Origin of the sequence: Paenisporosarcina macmurdoensis, assembly GCF_042658845.1 — a bacterium.
Taxonomy (GTDB): Bacteria; Bacillota; Bacilli; order Bacillales_A; family Planococcaceae; genus Paenisporosarcina; species Paenisporosarcina macmurdoensis.
The window spans coordinates 1-21,371 of the sequence record NZ_JBHSRI010000011.1; the positions used below are offsets into that span (position 1 = coordinate 1).

The window sequence follows — 21,371 nt, forward strand, 5'->3', positions numbered from 1 at the left end:
AGTGATAATGGCAAAGAGGTCACACCCGTTCCCATACCGAACACGGAAGTTAAGCTCTTTAGCGCCAATGGTAGTTGGGGGTCTCCCCCTGCAAGAGTAGGACGTCGCTAGGCAAATAGAAAACCGGTACCTGTTAAAGGGTATCGGTTTTTTTGTGTTCCAATAAATTGAAGTTGAAGAAATAGATGATCAATAAATAGTCCTATGGTACAAAGGAAAGGTATTGACTATATTGCATGTAATTTTCTATTGATTCGAAGATGGGCGAGAAAGAGGAGGACCAGAGAGTTCGAGGAAACAATTGTACTTTAACAATCAAATTACTTCTCTAATGTGTTGCTCACCCAACAGCAGCGTAGCGAAAACCAAACAAAACCAAACAAAATGGCCCTCCTCGAATAGACCCTCGAGGAGGTTTTCTGTGGGAGAATATGGGTGAATCGGAATAAATTATGGATCAAGCCGAATAAATCATCAATGAAACCGAATAAATCAACCATCAAGCGGAATAAATCTTACCTTGGCCAATACGTTGAACAGCATCTTCTGAAATTTGTTCAATGATTATAGCCCCTGTAAGGGTAGGACGTCGCTAGGTAAATAAAAAGCCGGTACCTGTTAAAAGTTGTTGGTTTTTTGCGTTGAATCTAAGGAAGTAAGAGAGAAAGAGGAACAAAGAAAAGAGGTTTTCTGGCTCTTTTCTGTTAGATAGTGTTTTTATGCAGGAGATAAATCGTATCTCTTGCAAGGCCAAAATCAAATGTAAAATGACTTAACAGCAAATAGGGACAAGATCACTAAAATGTTATTCATATTGTTGTATAATAAGGTCATATTGAAGGTGCGAGGGATTAGCAAATGGATAAACGACCAATTGTAGAAGCGATGCAACGTTTTTATGAAAACCAAAACATATCGTTTCATGTGCCAGGCCATAAGCATGGAGCATTGTCTGAATTGCCGCGTGCGTTTATAGATGTGATGAAATTTGATTATACTGAGCTTGCGGGTCTCGATGATTACCATCACCCTGAAGGTATTATAGAAGAAGCTCAAGTTTTACTTGCAAAAACTTATGGTGCTCAGCATAGTTATTTTCTGGTCAATGGTTCTACTGTAGGGAATTTAGCAATGGTGTATGCGACATGCAGAGAAGGCGACCGAGTATTGGTTCAACGCAATGCACATAAGTCAGTTTTTCATGCGCTCGAGTTAGTTGGTGCAGATCCAATATTTTTAACTCCAGAATGGGATGAAGTGACACATTCGGCTACACATGTAAGTTTGGCAACTGTTACAGCGGCAATAGAACAATATGCTGATGCCAAAGCAATACTATTAACGCATCCAACCTATTACGGGGTGACAAATCCCACTATGGGCGAAGCGATTCGGATAGCACATTCACATGGAATTCCGGTGCTAGTTGATGAGGCACACGGTGCACACTTTATAGCAACAGATGAGTTTCCAATGTCTGCGCTTGAAATGGGGGCAGATGTAGTTGTACAATCTGCCCATAAAACGTTACCTGCAATGACGATGGGTTCTTATTTACATATTCAATCAAATCTTGTTTCTAAAGAAGAAGTGAACCGTTACTTGAGAATGCTTCAATCTAGTAGTCCATCGTATGTATTACTCGCCTCACTCGATGATGCAAGACATTTCATTGGAACATATGAGCAGGAAGATTATCAGTTATTTGCCAAGACTCGAAAGCAATTTATAGATAGTTTAAGAACAATTGGATCTCTTGAAGTAGTTGAGGTTGATGATCCATTGAAATTACTTTTACGGGTCCCTAAATTTACTGGTTATAGTTTGCAAAAGCAAATGGAGCGTGAAGGTGTTTACGCGGAGTTAGCGGATCCTGAACAAGTCCTATTGATATTACCGTTGTTAAAGGCAAGGCACCAATTCCCATTTGCGGAAATACGCATGAAGATTAAGAACGCCGTAGAAAAATGCTTAAAACAACAAAGAGACAAAGTAGATATCGATTACTCACATGAATTACAAGCTCTTTCCACTTTAGCTGTTTCGTACAAGGAATTACAGAGTGCAGAAAGTGAATGGATCTTATACACAAAAGCAGCGAGAAGAATTTGTGCGGGAATGGTTATTCCTTATCCACCAGGCATCCCCTTATTCGTTCGTGGAGAACAAATTACAACGACTAAATTAGAAATGCTTGCGGACTATTTAGCGAGGGGAGCAATGATTCAAGGTGAGCATGATTTGGGTCGAAAACAGTTGCTCGTTTTGAAGGAGGAAAAAACATGAACAACCAAGGATTTTTCATTACGATTGAAGGACCAGAAGGCGCAGGAAAGACAACTGTTATGAGTGATGTGGTCGCACAATTGACGGCTGAAGGATACGATATTGTCTCAACACGTGAGCCTGGTGGAATTCGGATTTCGGAACATATACGAGAAGTAATCTTAAATAACACATATACTGAGATGGACGGTCGTACAGAAGCCCTTTTATATGCAGCGGCGAGACGTCAACATTTGGTTGAGAAGATAGCTCCAGCACTGAAAGATAATAAAATTGTTTTATGTGATCGCTTTATAGATGCTTCCCTTGCTTACCAGGGATATGCACGCGGACTAGGAATAGACGAAGTTCTTTCCATTAATGAGTTTGCTATCGGAAAATTAATGCCAGACCTTACATTATTATTCGATCTGGAGCCGTCAATCGGACTAAATAGAATTGCAAAGCACGATGATAGAGAGAAGAATCGACTCGACGTTGAAAGTTTGGCATTCCATGAATCCGTTAGAGAAGGATATCAAGAAGTCGTTAAGCGTTATCCTCACCGTATTCACGTGATCGATGCGTCTAAATCACAAGAACAAGTGACAAAAAATGTACTTGAGGTTCTAAGAAAATCTCTTCAGTCACGCATGAAATGATCCGTCTTTTCATGTTATAATATTAGGAAGAACTTCCGGAAAAGGGGTTGAGCTGATGAAACTTATCGTGGCTGTTGTCCAAGATCAAGATAGTAGTCGTTTATCTAGTGCACTGACAAAAGGTGATTTTCGTGCAACTAAGTTAGCGAGTACTGGTGGGTTTTTACGTTCAGGAAATACAACGTTTTTAATCGGTACAGAGGATGATTTAGTATCTAATGCACTTGATTTAATTCGAGATAATTGCCGTTCTCGTGAGCAAATGGTAGCTCCTGTATCTCCTATGGGAGGCAATGCGGATTCATACATTCCTTACCCAGTTGAAGTTGAAGTTGGTGGCGCGACAGTATTTGTGCTTCCAATTGAACAGTTCCATCATTTTTAACCGATTTATTCGCCATTAATTTTATGTAGCCATACACGAAAATCCCGTGTTTTCCGGATATCCGGAGCACGGTTTTTTTTGAAAGAGAGGGTGAGCAACGAAATGAATGCAAACCTAAAGGACGTAAGAAAATTACAACCTGTTGTTATGAAGCAACTTTCAACGGTTTTTCAAAAAAATCGAGTTGCTCACGCATATCTTTTTGAAGGAGCAAAAGGCACTGGTAAAGTTGCAGTGATGCGATCTTTTGTGAAATTATTGTTATGTGAACAACCGATTGAAAATGTTTCATGTGAAACATGTCGCGGCTGTAGGAGATTTGAGTCAGGCAATCATCCGAATTTTATTCAGATTGAGCCAGACGGTCAAGATATTAAAAAAGATCAAATGTTACAACTGATTTTTGAGATGAATAAAACGGCTCTAGAAGCGGGTCGTAAAATATATGTATTACACAGGGCAGACCGATTAAATGCTTCGGCTGCAAATACCTTACTGAAATTTTTAGAAGAACCTGAAGGATTGGTTACTGCTATCTTATTGACGGAAAAAGCACATGCGATTTTACCAACGATTCGATCCCGTAGTCAAATTGTTTCTTTTCCATCGATTCCTCTTGATGAACGAGTTAAAGTAATGTTAGATGAAGGTCTTACAGCATCGATGGCGGCAACCGTTACTATGGTAACTAATGATTTGGAAGAGTCATTACGATTGGCAAAAGATGAGCAATTTGCACAGGTTCGAAAAACAGTGTTAAAATTGGTAGAGGCAGTTGAAACGAATGTGCATGAAGCGATGCTAACAGTACATGAGGATTGGTTACCTTTGTTAAAAGAAAAAGAAGAAACAGAACAAGCATTGGATTTACTTTTATTCGCATACCGCGATTTAGTGGCAGTTAAGGCGAATAGTAATGCAACATATACGTATCCGGATTTCTTGCCATTTTATCAACAACGCGCTCTTCACATTACGTATGAGCAGTTGTCAAATAAAATTGAGGCCATATTAAAAGCGAAGCAACAATTGCATCGCAATATGAATCGGACGCTGTTAATGGAGCAGTTAATGCTGAATTTGCAGGGGGGATATTCATTTGTATAATGTGGTAGGTGTCCGCTTCAAAAAAGCGGGTAAAATATATTATTTTGATCCAATTGATTTTCCTTTGGAAAAGGATCAGTATGTTATTGTAGAGACAGCACGAGGGATAGAGTATGGCAAGGTTGTAGTTGCCATTAAACAAGTTGAGGAACACGATGTGGTTTTGCCACTTAAACAAGTCGTACGTCCAGCAGATGAACGTGATCGTCATCAAGTAAAAGAAAACAAACTAGAATCCCAGCATGCATTTGATCTTGGAACAGAAAAGATCGTCGAACACACGTTAGACATGAAGCTAGTGGATGTAGAATATACGTTTGACCGCAATAAAATCATCTTTTATTTTACAGCTGAAGGTCGAGTGGACTTCCGTGATTTGGTAAAAGATTTAGCTTCTGTCTTTAGAACACGAATTGAGCTTCGTCAAATTGGTGTAAGAGATGAAGCGAAAATGCTAGGCGGAATTGGTCCATGTGGACGAATGCTGTGTTGTTCTACATTTTTAGGTGATTTTGAACCGGTTTCAATTAAAATGGCGAAGGATCAAAACTTGTCTCTAAATCCTTCGAAAATTTCAGGTTTATGTGGACGATTAATGTGCTGTCTTAAATACGAAAATGATGAGTATGAAACAGCAAAAGAGTTAATGCCTGATATGGGCGCACGTATATCAACACCTGATGGTAAAGGTAAGGTAGTAGGAATTAACTTGTTAGAACGCGTGATGCAAGTAGAAATAGCTGACCAACAACGTGTGCTTGATTATACATTAGAAGAAATACAACAATATGCAGAAACCCAGGTGTAATGGACTGAACAATGAGGTGATTTATGTGAAAGATCGTAATTTCTTGGATACGGTCATGGAGTTTGAACAGCAACTAGAATCATTGCAAGGACAGTTCCATGCACTTAAAGAATTCGTAGCATTTATGATGGAGGAACATCAGTCTTTGCAACAAGAGAATTTTCTTCTTCGCCAACGGTTAGATGAAATTCATGCTGCTGAAGAGGAAGTTTTAAAACAGTCCGAACTGAATGCGAAAAAATTAAGCCGTCTTGATATTGGAGAAGGTTATGATAATTTAGCGCGATTATATCAAGAAGGTTTCCATGTGTGCCATGTGCATTTTGGAAGCTCACGCAAAGGTGAAGATTGCTTATTTTGCCTTGCCTTCTTAAATAAACAAAACGGGTGATGAAAGGCTGAGTCCACTGTAAGTTAGTGGATGTCGGTCTTTTGTTGCGCTGATAGGAAGAAAGAATATTTCGGATATCAGCATATAAAAGGTAGCAGCTTCCACCAATATGGGTGAAAGCTGTGTTTTTCTAATGTTGGAGGGAATAGCAAATGGACTTACACTTACAAGACGATGAGCGATTGGACTATTTGCTAGCAGAAGAACTTCGTATCATTCAAAGTCCGTCGGTTTTTTCTTTTTCACTCGATGCCGTATTACTTGCTAAGTTTACATATGTACCGATCAAACAAGGCGCTATTGTGGATTTATGTTCAGGAAATGGGGTCATCCCATTATTTTTAAGTGCTAGAACTCAGGCGAAAATTATTGGAGTTGAATTGCAACAGCGGTTAGCTGATATGGCTGTGCGAAGTGTGCATTACAATCAATTACACGAACAAATTACCATTATTGAAGGTGATGTTAAAACAATTCCGAAACAACTGGGGTTTGAAAAGTTTGATGTAGTTACGTGCAATCCTCCTTATTTCCCTGCGCATGAAGCAAGTAATAAAAACTTAAAAGAACATATGGCCATTGCTAGACATGAACTGCATTTAACTTTAGATGAAGCGGTGCAATCAGCAAGTCAATTACTGAAGCAAGGTGGAAAAGCGGCATTTGTCCATCGTCCGGGACGGTTGTTAGATATCGTAACAGCGATGAGAGCCAATCGATTGGAGCCTAAACGTATTCGCTTCGTTTACCCAAAAGAAGGAAAAGAAGCGAATACGTTATTAATAGAAGGAATTAAAGATGGCAAACCTGATTTAAAGATTCTTCCCCCCCTATATGTCTATGATCAACATGGCGAATACACAGAAGAAGTGCGAGAGATGTTATATGGAAAGAACTAATGACCATACTTTTTATGTGTTGGAATGTGTAGACGGGTCGTACTATGCTGGTTACACCAATGATTTGAGCAAGCGGGTGAGTGTTCATAATAGTGGTAAAGGGGCAAAGTATACACGAGCGAGACTCCCTGTAGCATGTATTTATCAAGAAGTTCATGAAACGAAACAACTCGCTATGAAAGCAGAATATGCATTCAAACAGTTAACGAAGATTAAGAAAACAGATTATATAGCAAATGGATCGAGAGGTGAACAATGATGAAGACACAAAAAAGCTTTTCAGGACAATCAACAACTGGGATATTGTATTTGGTTGCTACTCCAATAGGAAATCTAGAGGATATGACAATTCGTGCGATTCGTCTTATGAAAGAAGCCGATTATATCGCTGCTGAAGACACTCGAAATACGAAGAGGCTGTGTAACTACTTTGAAATTGATACACCGCTCATCAGTTATCATGAACATAATCTAGAATATGGTGGAGATAAACTTCTTGAGCTACTTCGAGCAGGAAAGAATATTGCTCTTGTTAGTGATGCGGGTTTACCTTGTATTTCAGATCCAGGAGCAGATATTGTTGCTAAAGCGGTGGCTGAACATTTATCTGTGGTACCAATTCCAGGGGCAAACGCGGCATTAAGTGCATTAATTTCATCGGGTCTATCGACGTTGTCATTTACTTTTTACGGCTTTTTACCGAGACAAAAAAAGGATCGAAAAGCTGCACTCGAAGCTATTCAATATCATAAAGAGACCATGATTTTTTATGAAGCTCCACATCGATTAAAAGATACTTTGCGGGATGCGCAACAAATATTGGGGGCATCTAGAAAAGTAGTGTTGGCACGAGAAGTGACGAAAAAGTTTGAAGAATTTGTTAGAGGTACTTTGGAAGAAGCTGTCTCTTGGGCGGAAAACGAAGATATCCGAGGCGAGTTTGTCTTAGTATTTGCTGGTTCTACTGAAGAAAACCCTTTGGAAAGTGAGAAATGGTGGATGGATTTATCTATTATTGATCATGTGAATCAGGTAATTGAAAAACAATCACTGACGTCTAAAGAGGCGATAAAAGTGGTGGCGGTAGAACGGGATTTACCAAAGAGAGAAGTCTATCAAGAATTTCATATTCAAGAATAAAAAAATCCGGAGAGACAAAATGTCGCTCCGGATTTTGAACTTATTTACTTTGGTTTGTTTGAATTTCTTTTACTAACAAATCTGCGCCTTCTGGGCTTAAGATTAATTTTCCGCCAACTAAACGGAAGTTATCATCTGAAACTTCACCAGTAACAACACAAGTCATGTTTGGTAAATATTTTTTTAAGATGATTTTATCTTCATCAACATATATTTCTAATGCGTCTTTTTCTGCAATTCCTAAAGTACGGCGAAGTTCTATTGGAATAACTACGCGTCCTAATTCATCAACTTTACGTACGATACCTGTAGATTTCATAAAAACACTCCTCTCGAATTATAAAGCTAATTCGTCAAATTTCGACATTTATTGCTGTCTGTTATTTATCATACCAACTACTGACAAATCCGTCAATAATTATTCTTGCCAATTGAAAGTAATATTTGTTAAAATTATGATATTTTATAGATAATTTATAATATATTTGATTCTATTATTAAAATATGTCTATTGAATGGCAAAAAATGAAAATAAATGGGAGAAATTTAACGCGAATATTATTCGACATTTTTCGCTAACCTTCTATCATTGAAACAAAAGAAAGACTCAGATAGAATAGAATTACTACTTTATAGGAACGAAAGGGCGAATCTACGTGAACAACCAAAAAAATTCATTTTATATTACGACTCCTATTTATTATCCAAGTGGAAAATTCCATATTGGAACAGCTTATACAACTGTAGCTTCAGATGCTATGGCTCGATACAAGCGATTACGTGGATTTGACGTTCATTTTTTAACAGGAATGGATGAGCATGGTCAAAAGATTCAAGAAAAAGCTCAAGAAGCGGGGAAAGACCCGCAGTCCTATGTAGATGAAATTGCAGAAGCTGCCAAACAAGTTTGGGAATTAATGGACATTTCATATGACGATTTTATTCAAACTACTGAACAACGTCATAAAGATGGCGTGGAAAAGATTTTCCAACTGTTTTTAGATAACGGTGACATTTATAAAGGCGAATACGAAGGGTGGTACTGTACACCTTGTGAATCTTATTTCACAGAAAGCCAATTAGACGATGGCAAATGTCCAGACTGTGGACGTCAAGTAAACAAAGTCAAAGAAGAATCGTATTTCTTCAATATGAAGAAGTATGCAGATCGATTGGTTAAATATTATGATGAGCACTTAGAATTTATAGAACCTGAATCTAGAAAAAATGAAATGATTAACAACTTCATCAAACCAGGGTTAGAAGATTTGTCTGTGTCACGTACTTCATTTGATTGGGGAATTCGAGTGCCAGGCGATGCAAAACACGTTATTTATGTGTGGGTAGATGCATTATCGAATTACATTACTGCACTTGGGTATAAATCGGATGATGAATCTTTATTCAATAAGTTTTGGCCAGCAGATGTACATGTTGTTGGTAAAGACATTGTGCGTTTCCATACGATTTACTGGCCAATCTTCTGTATGGCATTGAACTTACCATTACCTAAAAAAGTGTTTGCACACGGCTTTATCATGATGAAAGACGGTAAAATGTCGAAGTCTAAAGGCAATGTTGTCACACCAGAACTATTAGTTGATCGTTATGGTTTAGATGCAACTCGTTATTTCTTATTGCGTGAGCTGCCGTTTGGAGCTGATGGAGTCTTTTCACCAGAATCCTTTGTGGAACGCACGAATTTTGACTTAGCAAATGACTTAGGAAATTTATTGAATCGTACTGTTTCAATGATGAACAAGTATTTTGATGGTGTCATTCCAACACAGCATAACGAACCAACTGAATTTGATGAGATATTACATGCTCATGCTAGAGAAGTGAAGGAAAAGTATGAAACAAATATGGAAAAAATGCAGTTTAGTATCGTCTTAAGTGACTTATGGTCTCTCGTTTCACGCACAAATAAATATATTGACGAGACACAACCATGGGTCTTAGCAAAAGAACAATCTGACAAGCCAAAACTGGGCTCAGTTATGTGGAATTTGGCTGAAAGTCTTCGTCAAATTGCCGTTTACTTGCAACCATTTATGACAAACGCACCGAAGCAGATTGCGCAACAACTTGGTTTAACTCCAGATACATTAACGTGGGAATCTTTAGAAAATACTTCAAGCATTGCTATTGGAACAAAAGTTATTGAAAAAGGAATTCCGATTTTCCCAAGACTGGATGTAGAATCTGAAATTGCTTATATTCAAGAACACATGCGTGGTTCAGTAACAAAAGAAGAGCCAATCATAGTAAAAGAAGAGACGCCTGAAGAAGTACCCGAAATTACAATTGATCAGTTTTTAAATGTAGATTTACGTGTAGCGACAGTGACGGCTTGCGAGGCTATGCCAAAAGCAGATAAATTGCTAAAACTTCAATTAGATTTAGGCTACGAGCAGCGCCAAGTAGTTTCTGGTATTGCCAAAAGTTATAAACCTGAGGAACTAGTGGGACAAAAAGTAATTGTTGTGGCCAACTTAAAACCCGTAAAACTTCGTGGGGAGTTATCTCAAGGGATGATTCTTGCTGGAGAAAAAGACGGTTACTTGACTCTTGCAACAGTTGATGAAAAGCTTGAAAATGGAGCGAAAGTAAAATAAAAACCTTCTAATAAGCCTGTTTAGCATCCGCTGAGCAGGCTTATTTCTTGTTATAAAGAATCTTAACATGTTATTCTTTAGGGCAATTGTATGATGACGATGCTGTTTTTTAGAAAGAGTATTATTATAATTAGGGCAATTGAACTGATTGACATATAAAAAACATGACTTTGTCATCAAATTGTTACAACCGTGAGATGTTAGGAATCCGAATAATAACTAAAATAGATAATATGTGAGGCGATTGTAGATGTATATAGATACACATGTTCATTTAAATGCAGATCAATATGACGAAGATATAAAAGAAGTAATAGATAGAGCTCTAAAAGCAAAAGTAGAGCATATGGTAGTTGTAGGATTTGATCGTAAAACGATAAAACGAGCAATCTCATTAGCAGAACAATATGAATTTATTTATGCCGTTGTAGGATGGCATCCTGTTGATGCGATTGATTGTACAGACGAAGATTTACTATGGATTGAAGAGTTAGCTGCACATCCGAAAGTTGTAGCAATTGGTGAAACCGGACTGGATTATCACTGGGACAAATCCCCGCATGATGTACAACAAGAGTTATTTAGGAAGCAAATTCGTTTAGCACAAAAAGTCGACTTACCCATCGTCATCCACAATCGAGATGCTACGGAAGACGTCGTTCGTATTTTACAAGAAGAACATGCCGAGAAAACGGGCGGAGTCATGCATTGTTATGGCGGCAGTGTCGAAACTGCACAAATTTGCATCGACTTAAATTTCATGATTTCACTAGGAGGTCCAGTGACATTTAAAAATGCGAAGAAGCCTAAAGAAGTGGCCACTGAGATACCATTAGATTACTTAATGATTGAAACGGATGCTCCGTATTTAGCTCCTCACCCGCACAGAGGGAAACGTAATGAACCAGCACTTGTTGTACTAGTAGCGGAAGAAATTGCCCGATTGAAAAACATCACAGTTGAAGAAGTAGCAAAAGCGACAACTGACAATGCGATGAAATTTTATGGAATTCCTGTATAAAATATGGTCTCCTATCCAATACTTGGATATTAAGACTTTTTTCAGCCAGAATAATTAGACTAATCCCGAATGGTTGACAGTCATTTTTGTAATCTATATAATCACACGAGTGATAAGGAGGCGTTTTTCATGTCAAATAATACCATGAAAACCCTGTTCACCTCATTGAGGAACAAACAAACAGGAATTGCAGTAATTGCAGTTATCTTGTTTATTTCAGTACTATCAGCCGTTCTTTTCGTTGGAACGAAAAAAACTGTCGCTTTGACGGTTAATGGTAAACAACAAGAAATTCATACCCATGCAGATACAGTCAGAGATTTATTAAGTGAACAAAACGTTCAATTCTCTGATGCTGATTTAGTAGTACCCTCATTGAACACATCGATTGAAAATGGAATTGCGGTCGAGTGGGAACAGGCAAAGAAAATGACGATTACAGTTGATGGGGAAGAACAAACCATCCACACAACTTCAGATCAAGTAAGTGAAGTTTTAGCAGAGGCTAAAATTAATGTGACTGAGCATGATAAGTTATTACCTGAGCTAAATGCAAAGGTTGGATCTGATTCGAATATTAATATTGAAAAAGCGTTTCAAGTTACGCTTATAGATGGTGTTAATGAAAAGAAAATTTGGTCCACTTCGACTACGGTCGCTGACTTTTTAAACCAACAAGCGATTAAAATGAATGAATTAGATCGTGTCGAGCAAAGAATGGAAGATGTATTGATTCCAAACGCTGTTATACAAGTCGTTCGAATAGAAAAAGTCACCGATGTAGTGGAAGCAACAACTAATTTCGCTGTAGAAACACGAAAAGATAAAGATTTGCTTAAGGGCAAAGAAAAAGTGGTCCAAGAAGGTAAAAAAGGACTAATTAAACGTACGTATGAAACGATTTCTAAGAATGGCAAGCCTGCACTTCGTATTTTAAAGAGTGAAAAAGTAGTAAATGTCCCTACTAAGAAAGTCATAGCTGTAGGAACTAAAGTCATAACAGCTAGCGTTTCGCGTGGTGCAACAAGTTCTAAAGATACAACTTCACCAGCTACAGTTAAAGCTAAAACTTCAACTTCTAATTCGTCAGCTGCCCCATCAGGTGGGAAAGAGTTTTATGTGTCAGCGACGGCATATACGGCGCACTGTAATGGTTGTTCAGGTATTACGGCCACAGGTATTAATCTTCGTTCAAATCCAGAATTAAAAGTGATTGCGGTAGATCCTAGTGTTATTCCGCTTGGCTCTAAGGTTTGGGTAGAAGGCTATGGTTATGCTGTTGCTGGCGATACTGGTGGAGCGATTAAAGGAATGAAAATTGACTTGTTTATGCCAAATACGGATCAAGCCTTTGGATTTGGTCGCAAACAAGTTAGAGTCAAAGTGCTAAACTAATTCAAGCTAAGCTTTCCCTTACATTTCGGGAAGGCTTTTTGTCTTTACATAAGAAAAATAGAATGTGTGAACTTAAGCGTTTCCGCCTCGCTAGAATTGGCTGCTCAGCTTTTCTGTGTATACATAAAGTCTTGGCGCAAGTAGAATAGTTACAGAACCATTTGGAAAAGAGGCATTGAATCGTGTTTATTGAAGAGGTTATTGTGGTGGAAGGAAAAGATGATACGACAGCTATTAAACGTGCTGTTCGAGCAGATACTATCGAAACAAATGGATCTGCTATATCGGCAGAAACTATTCGTCGAATCCAGCATGCTCAGAACAAAAGAGGCGTTATCGTATTTACGGACCCCGACTACCCAGGACGACGGATTCGTGCCATTATTGAGGATCAAGTGCAAGGTGTCAAGCACGCATTTTTATCAAAAGAAAAAACCATTGCTAAAAATGGCAAAGGTTTAGGAATTGAGCATGCTGCGGATGAAGATATTCGCTCAGCACTACAAAATGTCTACACACCTAGAAACCCATTAAATCAGACTGAAGAAATTTCACTTCACATATTGATGAAATCAAAATTGATTGGTCACCCTGACTCAAAAATGCGTCGTGATCGACTCGGTGAATTATTACAAATTGGCTATACTAATGGCAAGCAACTTCAAAAAAGATTATCAATGTTCCAAATTGAAATCGAGCAATTTGAAAAAGCCTTAGCACAACTGGACCAGGAGGATCTTACATGACTAAAGATATTGCAACGCCAAAACGCACACAAGAAATATTAAAAAAATACGGTTTTTCATTTAAAAAGAGTTTAGGACAAAACTTTTTAATTGACCCGAATGTTCTTCATAACATTGTAAGCCATGCGGATTTAACTGAAGAATCGGCAGCTATTGAAATTGGACCAGGAATCGGTGCATTAACGGAGCATTTAGCACGGAAAGCAGGTCATGTAGTTGCGTTTGAAATTGATCAACGCCTTTTACCTGTCCTTGAAGATACACTTTCACCATACTATAACGTAGAAATTATCCATTCAGATATCTTAAAGGTCAACGTATCAGAGATGATGAAAGAGAAACTGGCCGATTACAAAGATGTTATGGTCGTTGCTAACTTACCGTATTATGTAACAACCCCTATATTAACTAAATTGTTAATGGAAAAACTCCCGATCCGCGGAATGATTGTCATGATGCAAAAAGAAGTGGCAGATCGAATAACGGCAAAACCGAGTACGAAAGCATACGGTTCATTGTCGATTGCTATTCAATATTATATGAAGGCTGAAATTGCCATGATGGTTCCTAAAACTGTATTTATTCCTCAACCAAATGTTGATTCTGCAGTAATTAAATTAACACGTTATGAGACAGCTCCTGTTTCTGTTTTAGACGAGGATTTTCTATTCTTTGTTTGTCGCTCGTCCTTTGCTCAACGCAGAAAAACAATCATAAACAATCTACAATCCCAACTGCCACACGGGAAAGAGAAGAAAGAATTGATTTTAGCTGCACTTGCAGAAGCAAGTATCGATCCAACTCGTCGAGGCGAAACTTTAACGATTCAAGAGTTTGGGAACTTAGCGAACTTATTGCTTCCAAATTTCAAAGAAACACCCGAATTGTAACAAAAACATCACATTTTTTTTTGAAAAAGAAGAATTATTTGGACGAAATTGATTGACAAGTAGTTTGGTTAATTGTTAAAATGTTTAATTCGGTTGACAAATGTTTTTAGCTATGGTATGCTGATGTTTAAGTGAGGTGTAAGCGAAATGCCAAAAACTTTAGCAGATATTAAGAAGTCTTTAGATTGTCATTTGGGTAAACGTTTGCAATTGAAAGCAAACGGTGGTCGCAAGAAAACGATTGAACGAGCGGGCGTTTTACGTGAAACGTATCATGCAGTGTTCGTAGTGGATCTTGATCAGGACGAAAACGCTTTTGAGCGTGTGTCTTACAGCTACACAGATATTTTAACTGAAGCAGTAGAAATTACAATTGTTGACGGAATGCAAGAACTTGTAGTCGTCAAATAATCTTACGTATTATTGAACTTATTTTACTTTATTAAAAACACTCATGGATGTAATTATCCGTGAGTGTTTTTTTGTTTTTAGTACATACTACTTTTGTCAGTCCTCATGAGGAGGAAAAACATGTCACGTAACCGTGTAATGTCAAATCATCTAAAAGAGGAAATTGCGAAAGAACTTGGATTTTATGATGTCGTTGAGCGTGACGGTTGGGGAGGCATAACATCTCGTAATGCCGGCAACATGGTAAAGCGAGCGGTTGAAATGGCACAAACCGGATTAATGAACGGACAAAATCACTACAAGAAGTAGTAGCAATCTTTTCTGCGACGAGTAACCGCAGGAGCAATCACTTTGTTCTTGTTGTTGCGACGAGTAACCGCAGGAGCAAACTCTTTGTTCTTGTTGTTGCGACGAGTAACCGCAGGAGCAAACTCTTTGTTCTTGTTGTTGCGACGAGTAACCGCAGGAGCAAACTCTTTGTTCTTGTTGTTGCGACGAGTAACCGCAGGAGCAAAATCTTTTTTTCTTTGCAAGTTGCGACGAGTAACGGCAAGAGGAAGTTCATACGGGGCTGACAAGGCGGAGAAATCCGCCTTTTATTGTGTTCATTTCTTCAACCTTTTCATCATCATAAGCTGTGGTAAAATAGGGAACAGCAATAAACAGATAAAGGAGGCATTTTTATGCTTTATGTGAAAGCGCCCGCAAAAATCAATCTGACACTGGATGTCCTACACAAAAGACCGGATGGATACCATGAAGTCGAAATGATTATGACAACGGTGGATTTAGCAGATCGAATTGGATTAGAACGGCGTACAGATGGTCAAATCCGCATCATTTCAGCAGACCGCTATGTTCCAGACGACCATCGAAACTTAGCCTATCAAGCGGCAAGATTATTAAGAGATACATATGGGATTAAAGAAGGTGTAACCATTACATTAGAGAAAAAAATTCCTGTCGCTGCTGGCCTTGCTGGCGGAAGTAGTGATGCAGCTGCAACGTTAAAGGGATTAAATTATTTATGGGATTTAAAGTTAACGTCTGATCAATTAGCTGTACACGGTGCTAAAATCGGTTCAGATGTGTCGTTTTGTGTGTACGGGGGAACAGCTCTCGCAACAGGTAGAGGAGAACTTATTCAGGAATTACCTGCACCACCAAACTGTTGGATTATTTTAGCTAAACCCTCTATCGGTGTATCGACGGCTGATGTGTATGGTGGCTTAAAAATAAATGAAGTCATTCATCCGAAAACGAAAGACATGATCCGTGCGATTCACGAGAAAGATTATGAATTAATGTGTGAGGCGATGGGGAATGCTTTAGAAGCTGTAACTTTAAAATTGCATCCTGAAGTCTCGATGATTAAGGAACAAATGATGAAATTTGGGGCAGACGCAGTATTAATGAGCGGAAGTGGTCCCACCGTATTCGGGATTGTCCAACATGAATCGAGAGTAAACCGAATCTATAATGGCTTACGTGGTTTTTGTGACGAAGTTTATGCGGTAAGATTGTTAGGAGAACGGGATCCACTTGCCTAAAACCGTATATTTGTTTAAACTTACGTATAAATCATTCGTGTTTAGGAGTGTGACCGATGAAGTGGAAACGCAGTGAGCGTCTCGTTGATATGACCCATTATTTGTTAGACCATCCTCAACAGTTAATCCCATTAACTTTGTTTGCGGATATGTACCAGTCTGCTAAATCCTCAATAAGTGAGGACTTAACCATTATAAAAGAAACATTTGAAGAAAAAGGGATCGGATTATTAATGACTGTTCCCGGAGCAGCGGGCGGAGTTAAGTATATGCCTAAAATGCGAGATGAAGCCGTTCGTGAATTGATTCACGATTTGATGGAAGAGCTGGGTCACTCAGACCGCTTGTTACCTGGTGGATATTTGTATATGACGGATTTACTTGGCAACCCTGAAATGATGAACCGTGTAGGTAAAGTATTTGCTTCTGCGTTTGCGAAAGAACCGATTGATGTCATCATGACGGTGGCGACAAAAGGTATTTCGATAGCACATGCAATCGCTCGTCACCTAAATGTGCCAGTAGTGGTGGTAAGAAGAGATAGCAAAGTAACTGAAGGATCTACGGTTAGTATTAATTATGTGTCAGGCTCATCTCGTCGTATTCAAACGATGGTGTTGTCGAAGCGCAGTATGAAGAGTGGCCAACGCGTGCTTATTACAGATGACTTTATGAAAGTCGGAGGCACGATGAATGGCATGAAAAATCTACTTGAGGAATTTAATTGTCAATTAGCAGGTGTCGCGGTGTTGGTTGAAACAGAACACGCTGACGAGCAATTAATTGAAAATTATCTTTCACTTGTTAAATTGCACGAAGTGAATGAAAAAGAGCGCACAATCGCTTTAACAGAAGGTAATTATTTTTCGAAAGGTGGAAAAGAATAATGAAAGCAGTATCGACAACGAATGCCCCAGCGGCGATTGGTCCATATGTCCAAGGAATGATTGTAAACGGTATGTTTTATAGTTCGGGTCAAATTCCATTAACAGCTGAAGGCAACATGGTGGAAGGTTCAATTACTGAACAAACACATCAAGTTTTTACAAACTTGAAAGCTGTACTAGAAGAAGCGGGCTCTTCTTTGCATCAAGTTGTGAAGACTACTGTATTTATTAAAGATATGAACGACTTTGTTACGTTTAATGAAATTTATGGTCAACATTTTGGAGATCATAAACCAGCGCGTTCGACAGTGGAAGTTGCACGACTACCTAAAGACGCGCAAGTTGAAATAGAAGTTATAGCCGTTATTGCCTAAAATTCCGAAAAAACCATAGAGCTTTTCTCTATGGTTTTTTTGTATATATTTTTAATTTTTAAAATATTCCATTAAAAAGAAGGAAAAATATGATAAATGTAGAATATAGTTGTCAGAGTCTGTAAATCATCTATGAAGAAAGGTGGGTAAAAGAATGGAAGTAACTGATGTTAGATTACGTCGAGTACAAACTGATGGCCGCATGCGCGCCATTGCTTCCATCACACTAGACAGCGAGTTTGTCGTACATGATATTCGGGTCATTGACGGCAACGCAGGGCTATTTGTGGCAATGCCAAGTAAACGAACGCCAGATGGAGAATTTCGAGATATCGCACATCCGATTAATACTGGAACGCGTACGAAAATTCAAGAGGCGGTATTACATGCATACCATGAGTCTAGCGAAGAAGATGTTATTTCATATGAAGAAGCTGGCGCTTAATAGAGAACAATTGAGAGACTTGTCATATCCGTGATAGGTTTCTTTTTTTTTAATAAAACAGCGTGGAATTTTGGAGCTGCAATACTAGTAACGATAGCGCCTGTTGTGCCTCTTTTTTTAATTTTAATGAAAGGCTATGTTAAAGGGTGCTGTTGCTATTAAACGAAAATCCAAAGTGTCCATTCTTGTTGACTCATGCGGCTAGCGCATTTGGACAATAAGTAACCGTAAAGTTAATCAAATAGCACATTGTAACTCGCCAATCCGACACGGGTGTTGTATAAGTTGAAGTAGAAACATATTCTACTAAAAAAGAGGTGTTCCATGTGAACTTTTTAACCAAATTTAGTTTGAAAAATGCAGCAGCGGTATTTATTATTTCTTTCTTACTCATTGTCCTTGGTCTTTATTCCTTTAGTCGTTTGAAAATTGATTTGTTACCAAACATCGAATTCCCTCAATTATCGGTACAGGTAGTGTATCCAGGTGCTTCACCGGAAGATGTAGACGACCTAATCATCACTCCGATTGAAGAAAAGTTGGAAGGAATTGAAGGAGCCACTGAAATTCAGAGCGTTTCCTATGAAACAATAGGCATCATTAATTTACAGTTTCCTTTTGATACGGATTTAGATCGTGCAGAACAACAAACGGAAACGGCTATTCGTGGACTTGAATTACCGGAAGGTGCCGAAACGGAAATTAGCCGCTTATCATTTGGTTCTTTCCCCATCTTCAATATTTCTCTTTTTGGCAAAGGCCAAGAAAACATTGAAGAACTGTTGAATAAAGAAGTCATTCCAGAGTTAAATAAAATTCCTGGCATCAATTCGGTGTCTGTAGGTGGTTTGCAAGAAGAATTATTACAAATCACTGTCAATCAAGATAAAGCGGCGGAAGCGGGACTTTCCCTCAGCCAGATAAAAGAACAAATTGATCAACAAATCTTTTCATTCCCAGCTGGAACCGTCAATGATAATGATATTAATATTCCAGTTCGCGTAGAAGAGAAGCTAGAGTCGATTGAGAAGTTACAATCCCTGAGACTCAGGTCTTCATTTAATTCACAGGGACCACCAGTAGAGCTACAAGATATCGCTACAATCGAAGAAGTATCCAAACAAAGTGAGATTACTCGCTATAACCAAGAAGATGCATTGTCGATGGCGGTAACGAAAAAACAAGATGCCAACACAGTGGAAGTAGCCAATCGAGTGATTGAAGTGTTAAATCAATACGATGATCGTCTCAAATACGCAGTCGGTTTTGATTCGGCGGATGGAATTGAAAAATCAGTAGAAACCTTAGTAAAAGAAGGGTTACTTGGCGCTTTATTCGCATCACTTGCCGTGTTGATTTTCTTGCGTAATTTCCGGGCAACGATTATCGCGATCATTTCCATTCCATTATCATTGCTGATTGCAGCTATTTTCTTAGCTCAACTCGATATCAGTTTGAACATCATGACACTGGGCGGGATGGCCGTTGCAGTTGGTCGAGTTGTCGACGATAGTATTGTGGTGATAGAAAATATCTTCCGTCGTTTGCGAAAATCAAATGAACCAATGTCGAATGAATTAGTAGCGTCGTCAACCAAAGAAATTTTACGTGCCATCACGTCATCAACCTTGACCACGATAGTCGTGTTTTTACCAATTGGTTTCGTCAGTGGCATTACCGGGGAGTTTTTCTTACCGTTTGCTTTAACGGTTATTTTCTCACTAGCAGCTTCGTTGCTCGTCGCGGTAACCATTGTGCCGATTTTAGCGCGGTTTGCATTTAAGAAAGTGAAACAAGAAGAAAAAGAAGATGCGATGCAACGCTTCTATGAACGTGTTATTTTATGGTCGTTAAACCGCAAAGTGGTTATTTTAGTATTGTCCGTATTGCTCCTTGGCGGCTCATTTGCGCTTGTCCCAGGGTTAGGCTTCACCTTTATTCCAAATGAAGAAACAAAGCTCGTCCAAGCGAGTGTAGAGCTTCCTGCGTCTACATCACTTGAACGGACAAACGAAGTATCTCTTGAAGTAGAAAAACTATTAGCAGAATTAGAAGATATTAAAGATGTCACAACCGCAGTAGGCTCTCGTGATTTTGGAACAGGAATTAAACTTGAGAATCGTGCCGGTTATATTTTGACGTTAAATGAAAATGTAGATGTCTCTGACTTCGTGGAGTCATTAGAGGAAGATATGGAAGCTGTCATTGCAGATATTTCTCCGGATTCCACCATTTCAGTTTCAGAGCTTTCAACTGGTGGACCTCCTACGAATAACAATGTGTCAGTAGATTTATTTGCAAGCGACTTAGAAGCTCTGTCAAAAGCTGCTTCGGATGTTGAAGCTTACATGAATACAGTAGATTCATTAAAATATGTCTCGAATAATTTCTCGGAAAAGCAACAACAATTAGTCATTCAAATTGATTCGGCTAAAGCCGACGAATTAGGAGTATCTGGCTTCCAACTACTGGGTGCAATTGCTGATCAAACAAAGCCAGTTTCTGTTGGCAACTTAACGCTTGATAATATTGATCGTTCTGTTCAATTATCGTACGACGAATCACTAAAGAGTATTGACGAAATTCGAACACTACCGATTTTTACAGCTAGCGGTCCTGTCGAAGTGCAAGACGTTGCTACAATAGAAGAAATTGATTCAGTCACAGCTATACAAAAACTAGACGGAAAAGTATTTGCACGGATCGAAGCACAAATCGATGCGGAGAACATACAAAAAGTTTCATCTGAAGTAGCAGAAGGAGTAAAAGCGAACGTGGACTTGCCGGAAGGGGTCAGTTTAGAAAGTGGTGGAGGAAGTGATGACACGGTTGAAATCTTCCAACAACTCGGACTCGCCATTGCAAGTGCAATTGGACTCGTGTATTTAACGATGCTCATTACATTCGGGCAAGCGCGTATTCCGTTCATTATCTTGTCTTCACTTATTTTCGTACCAATTGGTGCTTTGATTGGATTAGTTATTGCACGTGAGCCATTGTCAGTTAGCGTCATGATTGGATTCTTGATGCTCATCGGAATTGTCACTACGAACGCCATCGTTTTGGTGGATCGTATTAACCAAAACAGGAATGACAAAGGGATGCTCATTCGAGAAGCACTTGTCGAAGCGGGTAAAACGCGTTTACGACCAATTTTAATGACGGCTTTTGCAACGATTGCAGCGCTCATTCCACTTGCGCTCACGACTTCGTCAGGGACGTTAATTTCAAAAGGGTTAGCAGTAACGGTAATTGGTGGGTTAACTTCATCTACCTTGCTAACGTTGGTAATTATTCCCGTAATGTACGAAATCTTTTATGCTCGTCAAGCGAAACGTGAAAAACAAGTGAATTAACAGGTTAAGGACTTCCACCAT

The 21,371-nt window shown here is 38.8% G+C and carries 23 protein-coding genes and 1 rRNA gene; 22 read left to right on the forward strand and 2 right to left on the reverse strand.

Annotation, left to right across the window (positions count from 1 at the left end; translation table 11 throughout):
• The 10 genes from rrf to rsmI all read left to right on the forward strand — a co-directional run.
• Nucleotides 1-113: ribosomal RNA gene (gene rrf / locus ACFPYN_RS09010) — 5S ribosomal RNA — on the forward strand; the annotation flags it as partial.
• A 745-nt stretch (nucleotides 114-858) separates the two neighbouring features.
• Nucleotides 859-2,286, forward strand: a complete 1,428-nt coding sequence (locus tag ACFPYN_RS09015; RefSeq protein WP_377733676.1) for an aminotransferase class I/II-fold pyridoxal phosphate-dependent enzyme — start codon at nucleotides 859-861, stop codon at nucleotides 2,284-2,286.
• The gene (gene tmk, locus ACFPYN_RS09020) at nucleotides 2,283-2,927 is read left to right on the forward strand and encodes a dTMP kinase (RefSeq protein ID WP_377733678.1); all 645 of its coding nucleotides are present in this window, start codon (nucleotides 2,283-2,285) and stop codon (nucleotides 2,925-2,927) included. The genes ACFPYN_RS09015 and tmk overlap by 4 nt, the downstream gene beginning before the upstream one ends.
• A 55-nt stretch (nucleotides 2,928-2,982) precedes the next feature.
• Nucleotides 2,983-3,312, forward strand: coding sequence for a cyclic-di-AMP receptor (locus tag ACFPYN_RS09025; protein WP_377733679.1), 330 nt, complete (start codon nucleotides 2,983-2,985; stop codon nucleotides 3,310-3,312).
• A gap of 102 nt (nucleotides 3,313-3,414) precedes the next feature.
• Nucleotides 3,415-4,419, forward strand: coding sequence for a DNA polymerase III subunit delta' (holB, locus tag ACFPYN_RS09030; protein ID WP_377733680.1), 1,005 nt, complete (start codon nucleotides 3,415-3,417; stop codon nucleotides 4,417-4,419).
• Nucleotides 4,412-5,227, forward strand: a complete 816-nt coding sequence (locus ACFPYN_RS09035) for a PSP1 domain-containing protein (protein WP_377733681.1) — start codon at nucleotides 4,412-4,414, stop codon at nucleotides 5,225-5,227. The genes holB and ACFPYN_RS09035 overlap by 8 nt, the downstream gene beginning before the upstream one ends.
• A gap of 25 nt (nucleotides 5,228-5,252) precedes the next feature.
• Complete coding sequence (gene yabA, locus ACFPYN_RS09040; RefSeq protein WP_024536323.1) at nucleotides 5,253-5,618, forward strand: DNA replication initiation control protein YabA; 366 nt, start codon at nucleotides 5,253-5,255, stop codon at nucleotides 5,616-5,618.
• Between the two features lie 152 nt (nucleotides 5,619-5,770).
• Entirely contained in the window at nucleotides 5,771-6,517 is a 747-nt protein-coding gene (locus ACFPYN_RS09045) for a tRNA1(Val) (adenine(37)-N6)-methyltransferase (protein WP_377733683.1), read from the forward strand.
• Nucleotides 6,504-6,776, forward strand: coding sequence for a GIY-YIG nuclease family protein (locus ACFPYN_RS09050; protein WP_377733684.1), 273 nt, complete (start codon nucleotides 6,504-6,506; stop codon nucleotides 6,774-6,776). Before ACFPYN_RS09045 ends, ACFPYN_RS09050 begins: the two co-directional genes overlap by 14 nt.
• Entirely contained in the window at nucleotides 6,776-7,657 is an 882-nt protein-coding gene (gene rsmI, locus ACFPYN_RS09055; RefSeq protein WP_377733739.1) for a 16S rRNA (cytidine(1402)-2'-O)-methyltransferase, read from the forward strand. Before ACFPYN_RS09050 ends, rsmI begins: the two co-directional genes overlap by 1 nt.
• 40 nt (nucleotides 7,658-7,697) lie before the next feature.
• On the opposite strand, the gene ACFPYN_RS09060 is transcribed toward rsmI, so the two are convergent.
• A complete protein-coding gene (locus ACFPYN_RS09060; protein WP_377733685.1) occupies nucleotides 7,698-7,976 on the reverse strand; it encodes an AbrB/MazE/SpoVT family DNA-binding domain-containing protein in 279 nt (92 codons plus the stop codon).
• A 337-nt stretch (nucleotides 7,977-8,313) separates the two neighbouring features.
• On the opposite strand from ACFPYN_RS09060, the gene metG reads away from it, so the two are divergent.
• The 7 genes from metG to ACFPYN_RS09095 all read left to right on the forward strand — a co-directional run bounded on the left by metG (nucleotide 8,314) and on the right by ACFPYN_RS09095 (nucleotide 15,047).
• A complete protein-coding gene (gene metG / locus ACFPYN_RS09065; protein ID WP_377733687.1) occupies nucleotides 8,314-10,275 on the forward strand; it encodes a methionine--tRNA ligase in 1,962 nt (653 codons plus the stop codon).
• A gap of 250 nt (nucleotides 10,276-10,525) precedes the next feature.
• Nucleotides 10,526-11,296: a TatD family hydrolase gene (locus ACFPYN_RS09070; protein WP_377733689.1), complete on the forward strand. Its 771-nt coding sequence runs from the start codon at nucleotides 10,526-10,528 to the stop codon at nucleotides 11,294-11,296.
• Between the two features lie 129 nt (nucleotides 11,297-11,425).
• Nucleotides 11,426-12,691 (forward strand): ubiquitin-like domain-containing protein, encoded by a 1,266-nt coding sequence (locus tag ACFPYN_RS09075; protein WP_377733690.1) that lies wholly within the window; start codon nucleotides 11,426-11,428, stop codon nucleotides 12,689-12,691.
• 182 nt (nucleotides 12,692-12,873) lie between these two features.
• Nucleotides 12,874-13,437 carry a ribonuclease M5 gene (gene rnmV / locus ACFPYN_RS09080; RefSeq protein WP_377733691.1) on the forward strand — a complete coding sequence of 188 codons (564 nt, stop codon included), beginning with the start codon at nucleotides 12,874-12,876 and terminating at the stop codon, nucleotides 13,435-13,437.
• On the forward strand, nucleotides 13,434-14,327 hold the full coding sequence (gene rsmA, locus ACFPYN_RS09085; RefSeq protein ID WP_377733692.1) for a 16S rRNA (adenine(1518)-N(6)/adenine(1519)-N(6))-dimethyltransferase RsmA: 894 nt from the start codon (nucleotides 13,434-13,436) through the stop codon (nucleotides 14,325-14,327). Before rnmV ends, rsmA begins: the two co-directional genes overlap by 4 nt.
• A gap of 147 nt (nucleotides 14,328-14,474) precedes the next feature.
• Entirely contained in the window at nucleotides 14,475-14,738 is a 264-nt protein-coding gene (veg, locus tag ACFPYN_RS09090; protein ID WP_016429962.1) for a biofilm formation stimulator Veg, read from the forward strand.
• Nucleotides 14,739-14,858: 120 nt separating this feature from the next.
• Nucleotides 14,859-15,047, forward strand: coding sequence for a small, acid-soluble spore protein, alpha/beta type (locus tag ACFPYN_RS09095; RefSeq protein WP_377733693.1), 189 nt, complete (start codon nucleotides 14,859-14,861; stop codon nucleotides 15,045-15,047).
• Here ACFPYN_RS09095 and ACFPYN_RS09100 read toward each other — a convergent pair.
• Entirely contained in the window at nucleotides 15,035-15,316 is a 282-nt protein-coding gene (locus tag ACFPYN_RS09100) for a hypothetical protein (protein WP_377733694.1), read from the reverse strand. The genes ACFPYN_RS09095 and ACFPYN_RS09100 overlap by 13 nt on opposite strands.
• A 105-nt stretch (nucleotides 15,317-15,421) precedes the next feature.
• Between ACFPYN_RS09100 and ispE the strand changes: the two genes are divergently transcribed.
• The 5 genes from ispE (at nucleotide 15,422) to ACFPYN_RS09125 (ending at nucleotide 21,350) form a co-directional block, all read left to right on the forward strand.
• On the forward strand, nucleotides 15,422-16,288 hold the full coding sequence (gene ispE / locus ACFPYN_RS09105) for a 4-(cytidine 5'-diphospho)-2-C-methyl-D-erythritol kinase (protein ID WP_377733695.1): 867 nt from the start codon (nucleotides 15,422-15,424) through the stop codon (nucleotides 16,286-16,288).
• Between the two features lie 56 nt (nucleotides 16,289-16,344).
• Nucleotides 16,345-17,175 (forward strand): pur operon repressor, encoded by an 831-nt coding sequence (gene purR / locus ACFPYN_RS09110; RefSeq protein WP_377733697.1) that lies wholly within the window; start codon nucleotides 16,345-16,347, stop codon nucleotides 17,173-17,175.
• A complete protein-coding gene (locus ACFPYN_RS09115) occupies nucleotides 17,175-17,549 on the forward strand; it encodes a RidA family protein (protein WP_377733698.1) in 375 nt (124 codons plus the stop codon). The genes purR and ACFPYN_RS09115 overlap by 1 nt, the downstream gene beginning before the upstream one ends.
• 154 nt (nucleotides 17,550-17,703) lie before the next feature.
• A complete protein-coding gene (gene spoVG / locus ACFPYN_RS09120; protein ID WP_377733700.1) occupies nucleotides 17,704-17,994 on the forward strand; it encodes a septation regulator SpoVG in 291 nt (96 codons plus the stop codon).
• 326 nt (nucleotides 17,995-18,320) lie between these two features.
• The gene (locus ACFPYN_RS09125; RefSeq protein ID WP_377733702.1) at nucleotides 18,321-21,350 is read left to right on the forward strand and encodes an efflux RND transporter permease subunit; all 3,030 of its coding nucleotides are present in this window, start codon (nucleotides 18,321-18,323) and stop codon (nucleotides 21,348-21,350) included.
• The last annotated feature ends 21 nt before the right edge of the window (nucleotides 21,351-21,371 follow it).